The sequence below is a fragment of the Nocardioidaceae bacterium SCSIO 66511 genome, from assembly GCA_023100825.1.
GTDB lineage: Bacteria > Actinomycetota > Actinomycetes > Propionibacteriales > Nocardioidaceae > Solicola.
Genome location: CP095846.1, coordinates 2684981 through 2706085, shown reverse-complemented (window position 1 = coordinate 2706085; position 21105 = coordinate 2684981). Strand labels below are relative to the sequence as shown.

At 67.7% G+C, this 21105-nt stretch carries 17 protein-coding genes; 9 read left to right on the top strand and 8 right to left on the bottom strand.

Going from position 1 to position 21105, the window contains the following annotated elements:
- Positions 1-31: 31 nt before the first annotated feature.
- The 4 genes from polA (at position 32) to MU582_12675 (ending at position 7901) form a co-directional block, all read left to right on the top strand.
- The gene (gene polA / locus MU582_12690) at positions 32-2713 is read left to right on the top strand and encodes a DNA polymerase I (GenBank protein ID UPK73298.1); all 2682 of its coding nucleotides are present in this window, start codon (positions 32-34) and stop codon (positions 2711-2713) included.
- Between the two features lie 100 nt (positions 2714-2813).
- Positions 2814-4103: a M18 family aminopeptidase gene (locus MU582_12685; protein UPK73297.1), complete on the top strand. Its 1290-nt coding sequence runs from the start codon at positions 2814-2816 to the stop codon at positions 4101-4103.
- 214 nt (positions 4104-4317) lie between these two features.
- Complete coding sequence (gene rpsA / locus MU582_12680) at positions 4318-5841, top strand: 30S ribosomal protein S1 (protein ID UPK73296.1); 1524 nt, start codon at positions 4318-4320, stop codon at positions 5839-5841.
- 143 nt (positions 5842-5984) lie between these two features.
- Positions 5985-7901, top strand: a complete 1917-nt coding sequence (locus tag MU582_12675; protein UPK73295.1) for an N-acetylmuramoyl-L-alanine amidase — start codon at positions 5985-5987, stop codon at positions 7899-7901.
- 10 nt (positions 7902-7911) lie between these two features.
- On the opposite strand, the gene MU582_12670 is transcribed toward MU582_12675, so the two are convergent.
- Positions 7912-8064 carry a hypothetical protein gene (locus MU582_12670; GenBank protein UPK73294.1) on the bottom strand — a complete coding sequence of 51 codons (153 nt, stop codon included), beginning with the start codon at positions 8062-8064 and terminating at the stop codon, positions 7912-7914.
- Between the two features lie 95 nt (positions 8065-8159).
- Between MU582_12670 and MU582_12665 the strand changes: the two genes are divergently transcribed.
- Complete coding sequence (locus tag MU582_12665; protein UPK73293.1) at positions 8160-9116, top strand: helix-turn-helix domain-containing protein; 957 nt, start codon at positions 8160-8162, stop codon at positions 9114-9116.
- 278 nt (positions 9117-9394) lie between these two features.
- Here MU582_12665 and arfB read toward each other — a convergent pair whose 3' ends face one another.
- The gene (arfB, locus tag MU582_12660; protein UPK73292.1) at positions 9395-9820 is read right to left on the bottom strand and encodes an aminoacyl-tRNA hydrolase; all 426 of its coding nucleotides are present in this window, start codon (positions 9818-9820) and stop codon (positions 9395-9397) included.
- Positions 9821-9830: 10 nt separating this feature from the next.
- Complete coding sequence (locus MU582_12655; protein ID UPK73291.1) at positions 9831-10589, bottom strand: SDR family oxidoreductase; 759 nt, start codon at positions 10587-10589, stop codon at positions 9831-9833.
- 130 nt (positions 10590-10719) lie between these two features.
- Between MU582_12655 and coaE the strand changes: the two genes are divergently transcribed.
- Entirely contained in the window at positions 10720-11310 is a 591-nt protein-coding gene (gene coaE / locus MU582_12650) for a dephospho-CoA kinase (protein ID UPK73290.1), read from the top strand.
- A 3-nt stretch (positions 11311-11313) separates the two neighbouring features.
- On the opposite strand, the gene MU582_12645 is transcribed toward coaE, so the two are convergent.
- From MU582_12645 to MU582_12630, 4 genes are all read right to left on the bottom strand, one after another.
- Positions 11314-12315 (bottom strand): sigma-70 family RNA polymerase sigma factor, encoded by a 1002-nt coding sequence (locus tag MU582_12645; protein UPK73289.1) that lies wholly within the window; start codon positions 12313-12315, stop codon positions 11314-11316.
- A gap of 167 nt (positions 12316-12482) precedes the next feature.
- Entirely contained in the window at positions 12483-13667 is a 1185-nt protein-coding gene (locus MU582_12640; GenBank protein UPK73288.1) for an endonuclease/exonuclease/phosphatase family protein, read from the bottom strand.
- A gap of 90 nt (positions 13668-13757) precedes the next feature.
- On the bottom strand, positions 13758-15896 hold the full coding sequence (locus MU582_12635) for a S9 family peptidase (GenBank protein UPK73287.1): 2139 nt from the start codon (positions 15894-15896) through the stop codon (positions 13758-13760).
- The gene (locus tag MU582_12630) at positions 15893-17245 is read right to left on the bottom strand and encodes a DNA polymerase IV (protein UPK73286.1); all 1353 of its coding nucleotides are present in this window, start codon (positions 17243-17245) and stop codon (positions 15893-15895) included. The genes MU582_12635 and MU582_12630 overlap by 4 nt, the downstream gene beginning before the upstream one ends.
- 88 nt (positions 17246-17333) lie before the next feature.
- Between MU582_12630 and MU582_12625 the strand changes: the two genes are divergently transcribed.
- Together MU582_12625 and MU582_12620 are read left to right on the top strand one after the other, a co-directional pair.
- Positions 17334-18488: a DUF4192 domain-containing protein gene (locus tag MU582_12625; protein UPK73285.1), complete on the top strand. Its 1155-nt coding sequence runs from the start codon at positions 17334-17336 to the stop codon at positions 18486-18488.
- 49 nt (positions 18489-18537) lie between these two features.
- Positions 18538-20013: a glutamate-cysteine ligase family protein gene (locus MU582_12620; protein ID UPK73284.1), complete on the top strand. Its 1476-nt coding sequence runs from the start codon at positions 18538-18540 to the stop codon at positions 20011-20013.
- A 10-nt stretch (positions 20014-20023) separates the two neighbouring features.
- Here the strand turns inward: MU582_12620 and MU582_12615 are convergent, their stop codons facing one another.
- Positions 20024-20512, bottom strand: coding sequence for a hypothetical protein (locus MU582_12615; protein UPK73283.1), 489 nt, complete (start codon positions 20510-20512; stop codon positions 20024-20026).
- Between the two features lie 162 nt (positions 20513-20674).
- Between MU582_12615 and MU582_12610 the strand changes: the two genes are divergently transcribed.
- Positions 20675-21079, top strand: coding sequence for a universal stress protein (locus tag MU582_12610; protein ID UPK73282.1), 405 nt, complete (start codon positions 20675-20677; stop codon positions 21077-21079).
- Positions 21080-21105 lie beyond the last annotated feature (26 nt).

The following is a 21105-nucleotide window of genomic DNA, read 5'->3' as shown; positions in this document are numbered from 1 at the left end:
GCTGTCGGAGCACGCCGTTAGGCTCGCGTGCGTGGACAACGCTGCAGCCCAGAACCGCCTCCTGCTCATCGACGGTCACTCGATCGCGTACCGCGCGTTCTTCGCGCTCCCGGTGGAGAACTTCTCTACGACAACAGGTCAGTCGACCAACGCCGTCTACGGCTTCACTTCGATGCTGATCAACGTGCTGCGCGATGAGGCGCCGACCCATGTCGCGGTCGCCTTCGACGTGTCACGCAAGACGTTCCGGGTCGAGGAGTACGCCGAGTACAAAGGCAACCGCTCTGCGTCGCCCCCGGAGTTCAAGGGGCAGGTCTCGCTCGTCAAGGAGGTCCTCGACGCGTTGGCCATCTCCAGCATCGAGAAGGAGGGGTACGAGGCCGACGACATCATCGGCACCCTCGCGACACAGGCCGAGGCGGCTGGTTTCGAGGTGCTGATCTGCACCGGCGACCGTGACGCGCTGCAGCTCGTCACCGACCGCACGACGGTGCTCTACCCGCGCAAGGGCGTCTCCGATCTGGTGCGCATGACGCCGACGGCCGTCGAGGAGAAGTACGGCGTGGCGCCCGAGCAGTACCCCGAGGTGGCGGCGCTGGTCGGTGAGACGAGCGACAACCTGCCCGGCGTGCCAGGTGTCGGCCCGAAGACGGCGGCCAAGTGGATCGCGAAGTTCGACGGTCTCGACGGCATCGTGCGCGATGTCGACAAGGTGCCGGGCAAGGCGGGCGACTCGCTGCGCGAACATCTGTCCGATGTCATTCGCAACCGTCGCATCAACGCGCTCGTACGCGATCTCGAGCTTCCGCTCGGTCCCGACGACCTCGCATTGACCGCGTGGGACCGCGATGCGATCCACGAAGTCTTCGACGGGCTCGAGTTCCGGGTCCTGCGCGACCGGCTGTTCTCGACATTGTCGGCCGATGAGCCCGTCGCCACCGATGGCTTCGACATCGACGGCACGATCCCGGCCGCGGGCGCCCTTGGCGAGTGGCTCGATTCGCACGCCCGCGACGGTGCTCGGGTGGGCGTTCATGTCGAGGGCACCTGGGGCGCCGGCACGGGTGACGTACGTACCGTCGCGATCGCCACGGCGAAGGGCCCGGCCGCATGGGTCGACGTCGCCGAGCTCGATCCGGCCGACGAGCAGGCTCTGTCGGCCTGGCTCGGCGACGCGGAGGTGCCCAAGGCACTGCACGACGCGAAGGGTCCGATGCTCGCTCTGCGAGCGCGCGGCCTCGGGCTGCGCGGCGTCGAGCATGACACGGCGCTCGCGGCGTACCTCGTCAAACCCGACCAGCGGTCGTACGACCTCGCCGACCTGACACTGCGCTACCTGCGTCGCGAGCTGAGTGACGACTCCGACGACTCCGGTCAGATGACCCTCGACACCGGCGAGCAGGCCGGCGCCGACGCCGCGATGGTGCGTGCCCGAGCGACCCTCGAGCTGGCTGCCGAGCTCGACGCAGACTTGGTGCGACATGGCGCGGCAGAGCTGCTGCGCGACCTCGAGTTGCCGCTGCTCAGTGTGCTCGCCGAGATGGAGCACACCGGCATTGCGGTCGACGACGCTGATCTCGAGGAGCTCGAGTCGCAGTTCGCGACCCGCGTACGCGATGCGGCCGACGAGGCGTACGCGGTGATCGGCAAGCAGATCAACCTCGGCTCGCCCAAACAGCTGCAGGTCGTGCTGTTCGACGAGCTCGGCATGCCCAAGACGAAGCGTACGAAGACCGGCTACACGACCGATGCCGATGCGTTGCAGTCGTTGTTCGAGAAGACCGAGCATCCGTTCCTCTCCCATCTGCTCACTCATCGCGATGTGAGCCGGCTACGACAGACCGTCGAAGGGCTGCGCAAGACCGTTGCCGGCGACGGCCGGATCCACACGACGTACAACCAGACGATCGCGGCGACCGGTCGGCTCAGTTCGACCGACCCGAACTTGCAGAACATCCCGATCCGCACCGAGTCCGGGCGACGCATCCGTGGCGCGTTCTGCGTCGGCGAGGGCTACCAGGACCTGCTGACGGCCGACTACAGCCAGATCGAGATGCGCATCATGGCGCACCTTTCGGAGGATGCCGGCCTGATCGCGGCGTTCAACTCCGGCGAAGACTTCCACACCGCCATGGCATCGCGCGTATTCGCAGTCGAACCTGACGAGATCACGCCGCATATGCGCAGCCGGATCAAGGCGATGAACTACGGCCTCGCGTACGGCCTCTCCGCATACGGGCTGAGCCAACAGCTCGGCATCGAGACGAGCGAGGCGCAGGGTCTGATGGAGGAGTACTTCGAGCGTTTCGGTGGTGTCCGCGACTACCTGCGCGGCATCGTCGACGAAGCGCGACAGACTGGCTTCACCGAAACCATCCTCGGCCGCCGGCGGTACCTTCCCGATCTGACGAGCGACAACCGGCAGCGTCGGGAGATGGCCGAGCGGATGGCGCTGAACGCCCCGATCCAGGGTTCGGCGGCCGACATCATCAAGGTCGCGATGCTCGGCGTGCACTCGGCGCTGGAGCAGTCCGACCTGTCGTCGCGGATGCTGCTGCAGGTGCATGACGAGCTCGTGATCGAGGTCGCCGCCGACGAGCACGATCCGGTCGAGACCCTCGTCCGCGAGCAGATGGCGTCGGCGGCCGATCTGACCGTGCCGCTCGACGTCTCCGTCGGCTTCGGGCGTACCTGGCAGGACGCCGCGCACTGACCGCCGCGGCGCCGGTCGGGGTTTCAACGCCGGCGCCGGCGGATAACATGCTCGCGACACGGCGGCGAACACGACGGAAGTACGGCGGACGGAGGCGACGATGCAACTCGAGGCTCGGGCGAGCGCCGCGCAGCTGTGTTCCTTCGTCGATGCCTCTCCGTCGCCATTTCACGTCTGTGTCACGGTCGGAGCGGCACTCGAGGAGGCGGGATTCACCCGGGTCGCCGAGCAATCCGCCTGGCCGAGCGCACCCGGCAACTACTATCTCGTCCGCGGCGGCTCTCTGGTCGCCTGGAGTACGCTCGCCGCGACCGGCGCCGCGACGCCGTTCCGGGTGGTCGGAGGACACACCGACAGCCCGAACCTCCGGGTCAAGCAGCATCCCGACCTGACTCGGGCCGGCTGGCGGCTCGTCGGACTCGAGCCCTACGGCGGTGCCTGGCTGAACTCCTGGCTCGACCGCGACCTCGGTCTCTCGGGGCGCGTGAGCGTACGCGCCGGGCAGGGGAGTGAGGAGCGACTGCTGCACGTCGACCGGCCGATCCTTCGGGTGCCGCAGCTCGCTATCCACCTCGCCGCCGACCGCAAGGCTGTCGAGCTGGATCCGCAGCGTCATCTCGACGCCGTCTGGGGCGCCGGTTCCACGAAGGGGTCGGTACGCGAGTTCGTCGCCGCGGAGCTCTCGGTCGCGCCGGGCGACCTGCTCGGCTGGGAGCTGATGACCCACGACGTGAACCCGAGCTGTCTCGTCGGACAGAACGCCGAGCTGGTCAGCGCTCCGCGGCTCGACAACCAGGGCACCTGCTTCGCCGGAATGCACGCGTTGCTCAGCGCCGTCTCCGATCCGTCGCCGGGGCTGGTTCCGGTGCTCGCGCTGTTCGACCACGAAGAGGTCGGCAGCATGTCCGACCGCGGTGCACAGTCCGATCTGCTCGGCACCGCTCTCGAGCGCATCGTGCTCAGCGCCGGTGGCGGCCGCGACGAGTTCCTCCGGGCGATGTCCGCATCGATCTGCGCATCGGGTGATATGGCGCATGCAACGCATCCCAACTACGCCGACCGGCATGAGCCCGAGCATCGCATCCAAGTCGGCGGCGGCCCGGTTCTGAAGGTCAACCAGAATCTCCGTTACGCCTCGGATGCCGCGGGCACCGCTGCGTACGCGCTGGCCTGCGAGCAGGCGGGCGTGACGATGCAGCGCTACGTACACCGGGCAGACCTGCCGTGCGGATCGACCATCGGGCCGATCACCGCTTCACGTACCGGGTTGTCGACGGTCGACGTCGGCGCGGCCCAGCTCGCCATGCACTCTGCCCGCGAGCTGATGGGAGCAGCCGACGTGCCGGCGTACGCCGCATCGCTCGCCGCCTTCCTCACACCGGTGCCGTGACGGCGAAAAGACGGGCATAACCGTGCACGGACCCGCGTTGACCCGTGCAACCGCGACCGCGTAGTCTTGACGCCGCGTAGTCAGTCTGCATGGCCTCGGACCGAGCAGGCACTGCTCGCGCCCTGTCGGGCAACATACCCCTCGGCATTTCGCGAAAAAAGGTCTGCCTGCGCACAGGCACTACCTACATCCATCCATCGGAGCTCACCACCATATGACGAGCAGCATCGAGGCACCCCCGGCGCCTTCCACTCCGCAGGTCGCCGTCAATGACATCGGATCCGAGGAAGAACTCCTCGCCGCCATTGACAAGACCATCAAGTACTTCAACGACGGTGACATCGTCGAAGGCACCATCGTCAAGGTCGACCGGGACGAAGTCCTGCTCGACATCGGCTACAAGACCGAAGGTGTCATTCCGTCCCGCGAGCTGTCGATCAAGCACGACGTCGACCCGCAAGAGGTCGTCTCGGTGGGCGACGAGGTCGAGGCCCTGGTTCTCCAGAAGGAGGACAAGGAGGGCCGCCTGATCCTGTCCAAGAAGCGCGCTCAGTACGAGCGGGCCTGGGGCACGATCGAGAAGATCAAGGACGAGGACGGTGTCGTCTCCGGCACGGTCATCGAGGTCGTCAAGGGCGGCCTGATCCTCGACATCGGGTTGCGCGGCTTCCTGCCGGCCTCGCTGGTCGAGATGCGTCGCGTTCGCGACCTCCAGCCGTACGTCGGCCAGGAGCTCGAGGCGAAGATCATCGAGCTCGACAAGAACCGCAACAACGTCGTTCTGTCGCGTCGCGCGTGGCTCGAGCAGACCCAGTCGGAGGTTCGCCAGAACTTCCTCACCCAGCTGCAGAAGGGTCAGGTCCGCAAGGGCGTCGTCTCCTCGATCGTCAACTTCGGTGCGTTCGTGGATCTCGGCGGTGTCGACGGACTGGTGCACGTCTCCGAGCTGTCCTGGAAGCACATCGACCACCCGAGCGAGGTCGTCCAGGTGGGCGACGAGGTCACCGTCGAGGTTCTCGACGTCGACCTCGACCGCGAGCGGGTTTCGCTGTCGCTCAAGGCGACGCAGGAGGATCCGTGGCAGCACTTCGCCCGGACCCACCAGATCGGTCAGATCGTGCCGGGCAAGGTCACCAAACTCGTCCCGTTCGGTGCGTTCGTACGCGTCGAGGAGGGCATCGAGGGCCTCGTGCACATCTCCGAGCTGGCCGAGCGTCACGTGGAGATCCCCGAGCAGGTCGTGCAGGTCGGTGACGATGCGATGGTCAAGATCATCGACATCGATCTCGAGCGTCGCCGCATCTCGCTCTCGCTGAAGCAGGCGAACGAGGCCGCGGTTGCATCCGACGACGAGTTCGATCCGACGTTGTACGGCATGACCTCGTCGTACGACGACGACGGCAACTACATCTACCCCGAGGGCTTCGACCCGGAGACGGGCGAGTGGCTCGAGGGCTACGACGAGCAGCGGGCGACCTGGGAAGACCAGTACGCCCAGGCGCACGCCCGCTGGGAGGCGCATAAGCAGCAGATCGAGGATGCCGCCAAGGCAGATCTCGAGGCCGGCGAAGCCGGTTCGTACTCCTCGGGCGGCGAGTCGGCCGAGCCGGCGCAGCGTCCGCAGCGGTCGTCTTCGTCGACGTCGTCCTCGTCGTCGCCGGCCCCCTCGCCGAGCGAGGGAGCACTGGCTTCGGACGAAGCTCTGCAGGCGCTTCGCGAGAAGCTCACCGGCGGCTGATCGGCCATTGTCGGCAACGGGCCGGCGTTCACCACGGGTGAACGCCGGCCCGTTTTGCGTTTGCGTCCGCGGTTGTGAGCCGGATCGCGTTTGAGTGACCCCCTGAGGGGATAGACAACGAGTGTCCCTCGTGAAGGAGCTCCATGCGTATCCCGTCTCGCATCACCATCGGCCTCGCCTGCGCGGCCGTTGCCGCCTCGACAGCCTCGGCGGTCGCCACCACGCAACAGTCCGCGCCCGACGACAGCATCGCCTGTTCTGACGTGTTGGCCGCAGGCGACCGGCAACAGGCGTTCGCCCGCGCGAGCGATGCGTCCGGCGTTCCGGAGGACCTCCTGCTCGCGGTTTCCTACCTGCAGAGCCGCTGGGACGACCACGGGTCGTCGGCGAGCGTTGCCGGCGGCTACGGTCCGATGCACCTCGTCGACTCGGCGAAGGCCGGCTGGGACGGCCGCGGCGACGACTCACGCGGTACGTCGGTGGCCGACGGCACGTTGCAGCAAGCGGCGGAGCTGACCGGACTGTCGGAGTCGGAGCTGAAGTCCGATCCGAACGCCAACGTGTGCGGTGCGGCCGCCGTGATCGCGTCGTACGGCCCGGAGGGTTCGGCCGGGCTCGGCTCCTGGGGGCCGGCCGTCGACCGGTACGGGTCGAGCGGTGACGCGCAGTTCGCGCGGCAGGTGTACACGACGCTGCGCGAGGGCACCCGGCGTACGACCAACGACGGGGAGCGGGTCGTGCTCCCCGGACATCCGGACGTACGCATGCCGGAGTCCACGAGCAAGGCGAAGGCGAAGGTCGACTGCCCGGACGACCTGGGCTGTGAGTGGATCCCGGCGGCGTACGAACTCACGGACGACGAGACCGACCCGTCGTCGAGCAGCTACGGCAATCACGACAAGGCGAAGCGGCCGAAGGCGCCGAAGCTGCAGTACATCGTCATCCACGACACGGAGGGCACGTACGACAGTGCGGTCTCGGGCGTCCAGGACCCGGCGTACGGAGCGTCCTGGAACTACACGATCCGCTCCGAGGACGGGCACATCGCCCAGCACCTCAAGCCCAAGGATGTCGGCTGGCAGGCGGGCAACTGGTACATCAACGCCCACTCGATCGGTATCGAGCATGAGGGCAAGGCCGGCAACGGTGAGTGGTACACCGAGGCGCTCTACCAGCAGTCGGCCGATCTGGTGCGCTACCTGACCCGCAAGTACGACATCCCGCGCGACCGCGGCCACATCCTCGGCCACGACACGGTTCCGGGGACGATTCCCGGCGGAACCAAGTCCATGCACTGGGACCCGGGGCCGTACTGGGACTGGGAGCACTACTTCGATCTGCTCGGTGCCCCGATCGGCGGCGAGCGGGCGAACAAGCGCGCAGCCGCGATCCAGCCGGGAGACACCGTGACGGTCCGACCCGGATTCGAAGGCAACACGAACGAGGTCACCGACTGCGAGGAGCAGTCACCTGGCTCCGGCCCCTGCGACCCCGATGCGGGTACGAACTTCGTCTACCTGCGGCAGTCGCCGAGCGACGATGCGCCGCTGGCGCGCGACGCGGGATGGAACCCGGGCAAGAACGAGTCGTCGACCACCTCCAACGACATCGGCGCACGCGCGGCGGCAGGTACGCAGCTGGTCGTGAACGACGTCGACGGTGAGTGGCTGCAGGTCTCGTGGGCCGGCAACCTGGTCTGGCTCCACAACCCGGCGGACAAGCCGGTCGTTGCGCGAGCCGCCGCGCCGACTGTGACGGTGAAGGAGAACCGCGCGTACGCCCGCACCTACGGCCGGGCGTACCCCGAGCGTTCGGCGTACCCCAAGAAGATCCCGTACCAGGAAGTCGAGCCGATCGAGTACGTGCTGCGCCAGGGGCAGGAGTACGTCATCGCCAACCCGAAGGTGAGCACGGACTACTACTACGCGCAGAGCTTCGATGGGTCGATCCCGCGCGATCGCACCGTCGTCTCCGGGAAGCGCAAGTACTACCTGGTGTGGACCGGCCACCGCATGACGTTCGTACCGGCGTCGGATGTGGTGACCCACGGCCTGGGGTGAGGCCGAGGCCTCAGCGAACCAGCTTGCTCTGGTCGAAGGTGCTGCGTGGAACGGGCCGGTGCCCGTACCCGTCGCCCGTGAGCAGCTGCGCGAAGCGGCGGCTGCTCCAGGCGACGGCGTAGACGGCGGCGATGGCGATGAGGATCAGAAGTATGGTGTTCATGGCAGTAATTCTGCCTAGGGTAAGTTTCTGCCACGAGTGGCAGAGATGCCATCGATAGTTGATTTACTGCCAATGCGGTGGCAGGCTCGTTCACCATGATCGAGAACGTCGCCGTGCTCGCCACCGACTACGTTGAGCCGTTCGGGCTCGGGTTGTTCTGCGAGGTCTGGGGCGAGGGGGAGCATCCCGAAGATCACACGCCGACCTTCGACTTCGCGGTGTGTGGGCCATCGACTCACGTACGCGGGTCGACCGGGTTCGATATTCGCGTCGAGCACGGGCTCGAACGGGTCGCCGACGCAGATCTGGTCGCGGTCTGCCCGACCATGCGATCGGATCTGGTGTCCGACGAGGTGCTCGACGTGATCCGGGCAGCACATGCGCGCGGGGCGACCATCCTCACCCATTGCACAGGGGCGTTCGTGCTCGGCCGGACCGGCCTGCTCGACGGGCGGCGCTGCGCGACCCATTGGCGCCACGCCGATCGATTGGCCGAGCAGTTCCCGGAGGCGAAGGTTGACGTCGACGTCTTGTACGTCGATGACGACCGGGTCTACACGGGCGCCGGCTGCGCAGCCGGGCTCGACGCGTGCCTGCATCTGGTCCGAATGGAGTTCGGTGCAAAGGTCGCCGGAGCGTTCGCCCGCCGGATGGTTGTACCCCCGCAACGCGACGGCGGCCAGGCGCAGTACGTCCGTACGCCGATCGTCGAGGACACCGCCGATACGCTCGCACCGCTGCTGGAGTGGGCCCGCGGCAACCTCGCCGAGGAGCTGTCGGTCGACACGCTCGCCCGGCGCGCGCTGATGTCACCGCGTACGTTCGCGCGCCGCTTCCGCGACGAAACCGGGACGACTCCGCACCAGTGGGTCAGCCAGCAACGTGTCGCACTCGCCGAGCAGCTCCTCGAAGACACCATGCTCGGTATCGACGAGATCGCGGCTCGAGCCGGGTTCGGCAATGCTGCGACGTTGCGACATCATTTCTCGGCCGCTCGGGGCACAACGCCCGCCGACTACCGGCGTACGTTCGGTTGCGTCGAGGCCGGCTGAAGCTCACTCGGTCGTCGGTTCGGCCACTCTGCCCTCGACCGCCTCGCGCAGACCGTCCCAGGTGAGCCCGAGGCTGCGCAGGATCCGGGACGCGGGGGTATCCTCCGCCCGGATCGGCCCGAGTAGGGAGTGCTCGGGTCCTGCGGCCGCGACGAGCAGTTCGTACGCCGTCCTGTTTGGCCTTGCCGACGTAATGGTCGACGAGCTGGTCGCCGAGATCGGTCAGGGTCTGGTTGCGTAGCTGCGCCTCGCCGATGCGCGCCAGGTTGGGCGCAGCGTCACTCGTCGGGACGACGTCGCAGCCGCTTCTGCTCACCGCGCTTTCGCTTCTCGTCGAGCCGACGGCGCTGCGAGCCGCGGGTCGGCTTCGTCGGACGGCGCGTGCGGCGTCGGCGCAACGACGCTCGTACGAGCGCCGCCATCGCGTTGCGCGCGGCCTCGCGATTGCGTAGCTGGGAGCGGAACTGCGACGACGCGACCGTCAGCACGCCGCCCGACAGCCGGTTGTCGAGTCGCTGCAGGAGAAGGTTCCGCCTGGCCTCGTCGAGCACCGACGACCGGGCGACATCCCATTGAAGCTCGACGCGAGTGTCCGTCGTGTTGACGTGTTGGCCGCCGGGACCCGACGACCGCGAGAACCGCCAGTGCAGTTCTGCGGCCGGTACGACAAGCGAGTCGTCGATCTCCAGATCTCGGTCGGGCATGGCCGCTGAGTCAGCGCGGCGCCATGCGCAGTGCGCCGTCCATCCGGATCGTCTCGCCGTTGAGGTAGTCGTGCTCGATGATCATCGTGACGAGCCTGGCGTACTCCTGCGGATCGGCGAGGCGCTGGGGGAACGGGATGCCCTCGGCGAGCGCCGCGCGGAACTCTTCACTGACGGTCGCCAGCATCGGGGTGTCGACGATCCCCGGCGCGATCGTGCAGACCCGGATGCCCGACGACGCCAGGTCGCGCGCGGCCGGCAGGGTCAGGCCGACGACGCCGCCCTTGGACGAGGCGTACGCAGCCTGACCGATCTGACCGTCGTACGCCGCGATCGACGCCGTGTTGACGGCGACGCCGCGCTGGCCGTTCGGATCGGGCTCCGTCGTGGCGATCGCCTCGGCAGTGAGCGTCAGCACGTTGAACGTGCCGATCAGATTGATCTCGATGACCTTGCGGTAGGTCGCGAGGTCGTGTGCGCCCTTGCGCCCGAGGATCCGCATCGAAGGGCCGATGCCGGCGCAGTTGACCACCGTACGAAGCGGGTTCGCGTCAGCGGCGGCAGATTCGACCGCGGCTTGCACCTGGTCCGGGTCGGTCACGTCGGTCGGCACGAGCGTCACGCCGTCGGTGGGTTCGGCCGCGTCGATCGCATTGGGCAGATCGAGGCCGTACACGGTCGCGCCGTGTCCGGTGAGCGCGAGCGCGGTCGCGGCGCCGAGCCCGGAAGCGGCGCCGGTGACGATGGCCGCGGTGTTCTGCAGGTGCATTGCCGGTCCTTCCTCGTTGACCGAGGACACCCTATGCGGTTGCGATGGCGACGGCGGGACCGGCGTACGCCGGTCCCGGCCACGCACTCTGCTCGACCTCGTCGGCGTGGCGGCTGGCAGACTTCCCGCTATGACTCAGGTGGGACTCACCGGCGGGATCGGCTCCGGCAAGAGCGAGGTGAGCAAACTGCTCGCCGAACGTGGCGCCATCGTGATCGACTCCGACCTACTCGCTCGTGAGGTCGTCGACCGTGGCACCGCCGGTCTTGCCGAGGTGGTCGACGAGTTCGGCGACGATGTCCTCACCGCCGATGGGCACCTCGATCGGGCCGCCCTGGGTCAGCGCGTTTTCGCCGACCCGCGAGCCCGCCGCCGGCTCGAGGAGATCATTCATCCCCGCGTCCGAGCACGGTCGGCCGCGATCGCCGCCGAGGCCGGTCCGGACGCGGTCGTGGTGCATGACATTCCACTGCTGGTCGAGACCGGGCAGGAGGATGCCTTCGACGTACTGGTCGTGGTCGACGTGCCGACCGAGCTGCAGGTCGAGCGGCTCCGCGAGCTGCGCGGGATGTCCGAGGAGGAAGCCCGATCGCGGATTGCCGCACAGGCGAGCCGGGAACGCAGAACCGGTGTCGCCGATCTGGTGATCGACAACACCGGTTCGCTTGCGGAGCTCGCTCAGCGCGTTGACGAGGTCTGGCGCACGCTGCGCGCCTGGTGAGGGTCAGGCGGCGAGATCAGGATCCGCGATGGTACGGAGACGGGCGATCGCCTCGCGCTCGAGTTGGCGTACTCGCTCGGCAGAGATGCCGTGTCGCCGTCCGATATCGGCGAGCTTGTGCTGACGACCGTCGAGCAGGCCGTACCGAGCGCGGATGATGTCTGCCTCGCGCTCGCCGAGCTTGTCGACCAGACCCGAGAGCCGGTCGCGTGACTCGACGTCGAGCACCGTGATGTCCGGACCGGGCAGCGTCTCACGAGCGACGAGATCGCCGAGCGAGGTGTCGCCGTCCTCATCGACCGGCGTGTCGAGGCTCACATGGTCGCGACCCCAGGCGATCAGGTCGAGCACCCGATGCAGGTCCATATCGAGCTCGGCGGCGATCTCATCCGGCTCCGGCTCGCGGCCGAGCTGGCGCTCGAGATTGCGGCGGGCGGCTCCGACCTGGTTCAACTCCTCCACGACGTGCACCGGCAGGCGTACGACGCGGGCCTGCTGAGCGATCCCGCGGGTGATCGCCTGGCGTACCCACCAGGTGGCGTACGTGGAGAACTTGAAGCCCTTCACGTAGTCGAACTTCTCGACCGCGCGGATCAGGCCGGTGTTGCCCTCCTGCACCAGATCGAGCAGCGGCATCTGTGCGCGACCGTACTTACGCGCGATCGAGACCACGAGGCGCAGGTTCGCCGAGATGAACTCCTGAATCGCGCGCTCGCCCTCCTCCGCCAGCCACTCCAGCTCCTCGGCGTTGGCCCGCTTCGGCGCGCCGCCCTTGGCGCGGCCGATCTTGCCCTCGTTGAGCAGCTGGCGGGCGAACAGACCCGCCTCGATTGCCTTGGCGAGCTCGACCTCACGGGCCGCGTCGAGCAGCGGAGTCCGCGAGATCTCATCGAGATACATGCCGACGCTGTCGCGTCCTTCGGCGGACTCTCGCGGCCGACGCACGTCTGATTTGGACCTCTTCGTTACGGTCGTCGTAGCCACTGAGACCAACTCCTTCGTCATCTGTGTCGTACCCCCGGTATCGACACCAGGTTCAACGCTGTACAGGCGGCGTTGATTCCGCCGATACAGGCCAGACGAACGGGAACCTGTCGAAGTTGCGGCTCTCAGGTCTTTCTTACCTTCGCCCCCGGATTCTCAGGGTTTCCTGGGTCCGGGGGCGCGACCGCCTATTTGAGCATCAGCAACTGGGTCACGACGCCGGCGTGATCGGATCCCCACCAGCCCTGGTACGGCTTCTTACCGGTGACGGCGCCGCGGAAGCGCAGGATCCGCTTCGTCGCATCGGTCATGATGTGGTCGACCACATGGTCGCGCTGCTTGTTGTCCGCCCGCTTGGCGTCGGGGCCGAGTAGGTCGAGGTGCAGGCAGCACGACATCGGCTTACGTACGGCGCGAGAGCGCAGGCCGGCGTCGAGTAGGGCGCGGTACGCCTGGCCGTCGCCGGGTTTCACCTCGGTGCGTACGTCGGAGTTGAGGTCGCCGACGAGGACGACGGGTAGCTTGCTGGACCCGATCGGGCCCTTCTTGCGGACCAGTTCGCGGGCCTGGCGGGCGCGGATGCTGGGCTTTTGCGTCTCGTCGTCGAACGCCTCGAGGTGGGTCGCGACGAACCGGAACCGCGGGCTCTTGCCGACCTTGGCGTCGACGCTGAGCCAGCCGCGCTTGACGGGGAAGTTGATCAGGCCGCCGGGGCGAACCTTGAACAGGTGGTTGAACGTGCCGCCCTGCCGGTTGCGGAGCTCGATCTTGCGGCCGTCGGTGCGGGCGAGGATCACGTCGCGCATGGTGAGGCGGCCGTTGATATCGCAGTGGTTCGGCTCGGGATCGCCGGTGGTGTTGGCAGGAACCTCGAAGTCGAACTGCTTCTGTGCGCGTACGAGCTTGTACGTACGTCCGTCGGCGTTCAGCTTGCGTAGGAGGATCTTGAGGAAGTCGTAACGCACGTGCTTGGCCTGTGGTGGGAAGTACGGAGAGTCGCACGGGGCCGTACGCCACTTCGCGACCTCCTGCAGCCCGATCAGATCGGGTTTGCGGTAGGTGATCTCATGTGCGAGCGCGTCGGCGCGCTTGCGGAAGTCGTTGGCGTCGACCTGGTTCAGGATCTGCCCCGCGCCGCGGATCAGCCCGTCGGTGTCCGGCGCCGCGAGCCCCGGACCGAGATCGGCGCCCAGGAAGACGTTGCGGGTCATCACCTTCACCTTGGTGGCGTACTTCGACTTCGCGAGCTGGTCCACCGAGACTCGGTCGGATTCGTCCGGAGCACCCGACGCGCCGGCGGCGGTCAGTGAGGTCAGGACGAGACCGGCTGCGGCGAGTGCGACAGGAACGGTGAGGCGGGTACGGACGGGCACGGAGTTCTCCCTCGGTCGTGGTGACCGCAGCGTAGGCCCCCGAGGGTCTTTCTGTGCGCGATTCCGCGGAACTCACCGTGCGGGACCGGCTCAGCGGGGGCCCACCTCCGCGAGCCCGGCCTTGTCGAGTGCCCAGGCGAGCTCGTACGCGCGCTCCTTCCACGCCTCGTAGCGGCCGCTGACGCCGCCGTGCCCGGCGCTCATCTCGGTCTTGAGCAGCACCTCGGCGTCGCCGGACTTCGTCGCCCGCAGCCGAGCGACCCATTTGGCGGGTTCGACGTACAGGACCCGGGTGTCGTGCAGGCTGGTGGTGGCCAGGATCGGCGGGTACGCCTGCGCGGAGACGTTCTCGTAGGGGGAGTAGCCCTTGAGGTACTCGTAGACGTCGGGGTCGTGCAGCGGGTTGCCCCACTCGTCCCATTCGACGACCGTGAGGGGCAGCGACGGGTCGAGGATCGACGTCAGCGCGTCGACGAACGGGACCTCGGCGAGTACGCCGGCGAACGCATCGGGGGCGATGTTCGCGACCGCGCCGATCAGCAGCCCGCCCGCGCTCGCGCCCTCGGCCACCAGCCGGTCGTGGGAGGTCCAGCGCTCGGCGACCAGCTGGCGGGCAACGGCGACGAAGTCGGTGAACGTGTTGCGTTTGCGGAGCAGGCGGCCGTTCTCGTACCAGTGACGCCCGAGCTCGCCGCCGCCGCGCACATGCGCGACGGCGTAGCCCATACCGCGATCGAGCAGCGACAATCGCGAGATGCTGAAGCCGGGGTCGGAGCTCGCTTCGTACGCGCCGTAGCCGTAGAGCAGGAACGGTGCGGAGCCGTCGCGCGGGGTGCCCTTGCGTACGACGACGGAGATCGGAATCTGCTCACCGTCGTCGGCGTGCGCCCACACCCGATGCTGTTCGTAGTCGGCCGGGTCGTAGCCGCCGAGCACGGGCTGACGTTTGCGTACGATCAGATCGCCCGACTCGGGGACATAGTCGAACACGGTCATCGGCGTGACGAACGAGGTGTACGCGATCCGTACGTACGGCTGGCTCCACTCGGGGTTGCCCGCGGTGTCGCAGGTGAACAACGGCTCGTCGAACTCGATCTCGCGCATCGGGGCGTATCCGTCGGAGCCGATCTCGATGACGCCGAGCCGGGTCAGCGCATCGCGCCGATAGCCGATCACGATCCGGTCGGCGAACGCATCGGAGCTCTCCAGGCGTACGTCCGGGTCGTGGGGGAGCAGCGTGCGCCAGTTCGCCCGGTCGGTCGCATCGGCGGGGGTCTCGACCAGCTCGAAGTTCTCGGCGCCGTCGTTGTGCATGATCAGGAAGCGGTCGGCGCCGTCGACGACGACATGGTCGACGGAGTACTCGACGCCCTCGCGGCGGGGGAGTACGACCCGCGGCTGTTGTTCGGGCTCGGATGCGTCGATGACGTGGTACTCGCTGGTGACCTTCGAGCCGAGCGCGATGACCAGGTAGCGCTCGCTGCGGGTGGACCCGACGCCGACCCAGTAGCGGTCGTCGGGCTCGTGGAGCACCACGACGTCGTCTGCGGGCGGGGTGCCGATGCGATGGCGCCACACCTTGTCGGGACGCCATGCGTCGTCGACGGTGGTGTAGAAGAGATGGGACCCGGTGAGCGACCAGGTTGCGCCGTAGTGGGCGTTGGGGATCGTGTCGTCAAGTAGCTCGCCGGTGCGGAGGTCCTTGACCCGGATGGTGAACCGCTCGTCGCCGGTCGTGTCTGTCGCGTACGCGAGCAGGTTGCCGTCACGGCTGATGGAGAAGGCGCCGAGCGAGAAGAAGTCGTGCCCCTCGGCTTCGGCGTTGCCGTCGAGGAGCACCTGCTCGTCGTCGGTGTTGCCGCGTGCGTCCAGGTCCGGCGGGGTCCAGTCGTGCGGATCGTCGACGGGCCGTCGGCAGTGCAGACCGTACTGCTGACCTTCGACGGTGCGGGTGTAGTACCACCATTCGCCGCGACGGGTCGGAACCGACAGGTCGGTCTCCTGGGTGCGCGTCTTGATCTCGTCGAAGAGCGTGTCGCGGAGACCGGACAGATGTGCCGTCTGCTGCTCGGCGTAGGCGTTCTCCGCCTCGAGGTAGGCAATGGTCTCGGGTGAGTCCTTCTCGCGGAGCCACTCGTACTCGTCGACGACGGTGTCTCCGTGGTGGGTGCGCTCTTGGGGTACGCGGCGCGCGACGGGCGGCGTCAGGGTGGTCTGCTCGGTCGTCATGGCGCCACGCTATCGGGGTCGTGGTCGTCCTCGACATCGTCTTCGTCGGTGACGCGATGCGGCGCGAGGGCGGGGTCGTCGACGGAGAACGTGCGTACAGGACCCGGCGGGGTAGTGGCGGTCTCGAAGCGCACGGTGACCCTGCCCAGACCGGCTCCCCACACCCAACCCGGGCCGTACTCGTCGTGGACGACGTCGCCGCCGGGAACGTAGCGAATACTCTCGCGCAGCTCCGGGACCACGACGTCGGGTTCGTCGGGGATCTCGTCATCGGGTTCGGAGCCGAAGAGATCCTCCTGGATCCAGTCGGCCAGACCGGAGACACCGACGCCGAGCAGACGAACGCCCGCGACGGTGTCGACCTCGTCGACGAGACGGCGGGCGACCCTCGAGACCACCCGCGGATCGTCGGTGGGCCCGGGCAGCGTCGCAGATCTGCTGTGGGTGGTGAAGTCGTACAGCCTGATCTTCACGGTGACGGTTCGCCCGGACAGCTGGGAGGCGCGGAGCCGCTCACACACCTTGGCGGCATGGCGGGCGACGATGGAGCGCAACACCGTCGAGTCGACGAGATCGGTGTCGAAGGTGTCTTCGACGCTGACCGACTTCGCCTCGCGGTAGGCCTCGACGGGACGGTCGTCATCGGCGCGTACGAGCCGGTACAACGCATGACCGTGTGCATTGCCGAGCAGGCGTACGAGCTCTGACTCACTGACCTGCTCGGCGTCGGCGACGGTGTGGATGCCGGCCCGGCGTAGTCGCTCGCTCGTGGCCGGGCCGACGCCGGGGATGACGGTCACCTGCATCGGCCGGATCAGGTCTTGCTCGGTGCCCGCGGGTACGACGCGCAGGCCGTCGGGTTTGTCGAGGTCGCTTGCGATCTTGGCGATCAGCTTCGAGGTCGCAACACCCGCCGAACCCGCGATGCCGCCGCTCGCCTCGCGTACCGCCGCCTTGAGGTCGCGGATCGCGCGCTCGAGCCCCGACGGCGAGAAGTCATCGAGCTTGCCCTCGGCGAGGTCGACGAACGCCTCGTCGACGGACAACTGCTCGAGTACGGGTGAGTGGTCGCGAAGAACGCGCATCACCCGCCGACTGGTCGCTCGGTAAGCGCCGAATCGCCCGGCGAGGAACGCCGCATGCGGGCAGAGGGCACGTGCCCGCGCCGTCGACATCGCGGAGTGCACCCCGAACTTCCGCGCTTCGTACGACGCGGTCGACACGACGCCGCGCGGCCCGATACCGCCGACGATCACGGGTTTGCCGCGCAACGAAGGCTTGTCGCGCTGCTCGACCGATGCGAAGAACGCATCGAGGTCGAGATGCAGGACCGACGGCTCAGAACGCATGGGCGCATCGTCTCAGCTCGTACCGACAGCTCGGCGGGGCTGTGGATAAGTTCGACATCTTTGGTACGCGCGGCGGCATGTTGAAGGTATGAGCAGCAGATCACGACGCGCCACACGGCGCGAACTCAGCAAGTCGCGTTCCGAGCGTCTCGACGACGAGCCGGTGATGCGAGCCAAGTCGATCCCCGACCTCCTCGGCTTCGTGCCGGCGGCGCTCGGGTTCCATCCACGGCGGTCCCTCGTCGCGATGGCCCTGCACGGCAAGCGCTTCGGGTTTCGCCTCCGTGTCGACCTGCCCGCAACCGAGTGTGTCGAGGCATGTGCCGACTACGTCATGGGGCCGTTTCTCGCAGCGGAGCCGGACGCGGTCATCCTCTTCGCGTACGTCGAGCCCGAGCTCAACGCCGATACCCGCGGTGTCGAGAGGCTCGCGGCCGACTCCCTTGTCGGCGCCTTGCGTACCCGGCTCGAAGCGAGCGATATCGAGGTGCCGGAGGCGGTCCGCTGCGACGGATCCCGCTACTGGTCGTACGTGTGCGAGCGGGAGGACTGCTGCCCGTCCGAGGGCACGCCGTACGACATCGAGTCGTCGGCGACGCTGGCCGCCGCCGTGTTCAACGGCCTCGAGGTGTTGCAGGACCGAGCCGACCTCGAGCGACGCTTCGAGCCGGTCAGCGGTGCGCGGGCCGAGGAGATGGAGGCCGTCACCGACCGGGTCGCCGAGGAGATCCTGTCCGTTGCCGGCCTGACCGCTGACGACGAAGGCTGGGGGAGGGAGGTGGCCGAGAATCCCGACCTGGTGCGTGCGGCGGCTACGGGCGTACGCGACCTGCTCGCCGATCTAGACGAAGAACGAGCGGGCTCGCTCAGCGACGAGGACGCCGCCCGGTTGAGCATCTGGACGCTGCTGCTGTCCGTACGCGATCTCGCGTGGTCCTACATCGAGCACGACAACGCACATCTGCACCTTCAGGTCTGGACGACCGTGGCGCAGCGCGCGGTCGATCCGTTCCGTGCCCCGGCGCTCTGCCTTGCTGCGTTCTCGTCGTGGCTCGGCGGCAACGGCACCGGTGCGAGCGTTGCGCTCGAGCAAGCGGCGCGCGCCGAGCCCGACTACTCGCTCGGTCTGCTCCTTCGCGACCTGCTCGTGCGCTGCGTGCCGCCGAGCGCGTGGCGCACGTTCGACCCGGAGGTCATCGCGAGTCAGTTGCCCGACGGTTTCGAGGTACGGCAACGCACATGAGCGCCGCGGAGGTGGCAGACTCGGGCGCACCAGCAGCACGGGAGCCGCCATGGGACAAGAAGTCGACCAGCGCACGTTCAGCCGTGAGGACCGCACCCGCTATCGGGCCAAGGTCCGTCGGTGCCTCGATGTGTTCGCCCGGATGCTCAGCGCATCGCGCTTCGACATCGATCGCCCGATGTCGGGCATCGAGATCGAGCTGAACCTCATCGACGACGAGGGCTCGCCGGCGCTCAAGAACGTCGAGGCGCTCGAGGCGATCGCCGATGACGACTTCCAGACCGAGCTCGGGCAGTTCAACATCGAGATCAACGTGCCGCCACGACGACTCGACGACGGAGGGCTCGCAGCGTTCGAGGACGGCATTCGCGACGATCTCAACGAAGCGGCCCGCAAGGCCTCCGGAGTCGGCGCGCATCTGTTGACCATCGGGATTCTCCCGACGCTCGGGCACGGCCACATGACGGCCGAGTCGCTGTCGCCGAATCCCCGGTACGCATTGCTCTCCGACCAGATCCTCGCGGCGCGTGGCGAAGACATCTCGATCACCATCGACGGTGCCGAGCGGTTGCAGACGACGGCGGACACCATCGTGCCCGAGGCCGCCTGCACGAGCACCCAGCTCCATCTTCAAGTGGGCCCCGACGACTTCGCGCCGTACTGGAACGCGTCCCAGGCGGTTGCGGGTGTGCAGCTCGCGCTCGGCGCCAATTCGCCGTTCCTGCTCGGTAAACAGCTATGGCACGAAACGCGGATCGCGTTGTTCGAGCAGGCGACCGACACTCGCAGCGAGGAGCTCAAGACGCAGGGGGTGCGCTCCCGGGTGTGGTTCGGAGAGCGTTGGGTCAACTCGATCTTCGACCTCTTCGAGGAGAACGTCCGCTACTTTCCGGCCCTGCTGCCGATTCTCGACGACGAGGATCCGGTCGAGGTGTTCGAGCGGGGTGACACACCGACGCTCGCCGAGCTCCGGCTGCACAACGGCACGATCTACCGCTGGAACCGCCCGGTCTACGACGTGATCGCCGATCGTCCGCACGTACGTGTGGAGAACCGCGTGCTCCCGGCGGGCCCGACGGTCGTCGACACGATGGCGAACGCCGCGTTCTACTTCGGTGTGACCCGAGCCCTTGTCGGCAGCGAGCGCCCACTGTGGTCGCAGATGTCGTTCAGCGCTGCCGAGGAGAACTTCCACACGGCGGCGCGGCACGGCATCGACGCGCAGCTGTTCTGGCCGGGCTTGGGAGCCGTACCCGCGACAGAGCTGGTACTTCGCCGGCTGCTCCCGCTCGCGTACGAAGGCCTCGAGGCCTTCGGTGTCGCGGCGTCGGAGCGCGATCGCCTGCTCGGCGTGATCGAACAACGCTGTCTGACGGGGCGCAACGGGTCCACTTGGCAGATCGCGGCGTTCCACAAGGCGTACGACGACGCACGACGTAGTCGCTCGGACGCTCTGCACGCTGTGGTCCTCGCGTACGCAGAGCACATGCACAGCAACGAACCCGTGCACGCCTGGCCGGTCTAGGAGCGTGCTCTCAGCCGGTCGCACGCAGCCGGCACCAGGTGCGGCTCGAACCGGCCGGTACGCAACGCCAACCCGAGCGGGTCACCACCAGCATCGGCGGGACAGCGACACCCGCGATCCCCGCGCCGCGACCGAGTGCTGCCCACCAGTTGACATCGCTGTCTGCTTCGTCGTTCGTACCGAGTCGCGTCCACACCGCGACGACCGGCTCGGGACCGATGTCGTACAGGAGCCGCGCCGCGATCTCCGTCGCGAGACCGGCGTCGACGGATCGCACCGATGCCGTGCGGGTGCCTGCGACCGGATGCGGCGGCTCCCACCAGGCGCGGTCGTCGGGCAGGTGCCGAGTGCCGTTGATGTCCGTGACGGCGACCAGGGACAGCCGGGGCTTGAAGCTGCGTGAGAGGTGGGCGCCGCGCAGGCCGAGGATGCGCCAGCGGGCGAAGGCATCGGCCCGGTCGGGGTCGACGCCGTCGAGTTCGGGCTTGATGCGTCTCATATCTGTCAGGATGCCGCGGCCGGATCCGATCGGCGCCGTCATCCACAGGGAGCTCTCCGCAGTTGCCTGTACGCGGGAGCCACCGTACTGAGCGGATATCCGATAACCTCGGGTCGACATCGGCGAAGCCGGCTTATCGGCGACGACAGGAGGGTGCCAGTTATGAGCACGATCGTGGTGGGCTACGTACCCAAGCAGGAGGGTCGGGCCGCGCTCGACCGCGCGGCCGAGGAAGCGGTCCTGCGCAATGCGCGACTCATCGTGGTCAACTCCCATCGCGGTGGTCGTGACTTCGACCGAGACGACGCGCTCGAGACCGAGCAGCAGCTGCAGGAGGTTCGCGAGAAGCTGCAGGACGCCGGTGTCGACCACGAGATCCGCCAGCTCGTACGCGGTATGGACCCCGCCGATGACCTGATCAAGGTGGCAGAAGACCTCAACGCAGACTTCATCGTGATCGGTCTGCGGCGCCGTTCGCCGGTGGGCAAGCTGATCCTCGGCAGCAATGCACAGCGGGTACTTCTCGACTCGCCCTGCCCGGTGCTCGCCGTCAAAGCCGATAAGTGAGCGAGCCGATACCTGTACTTCCAGGA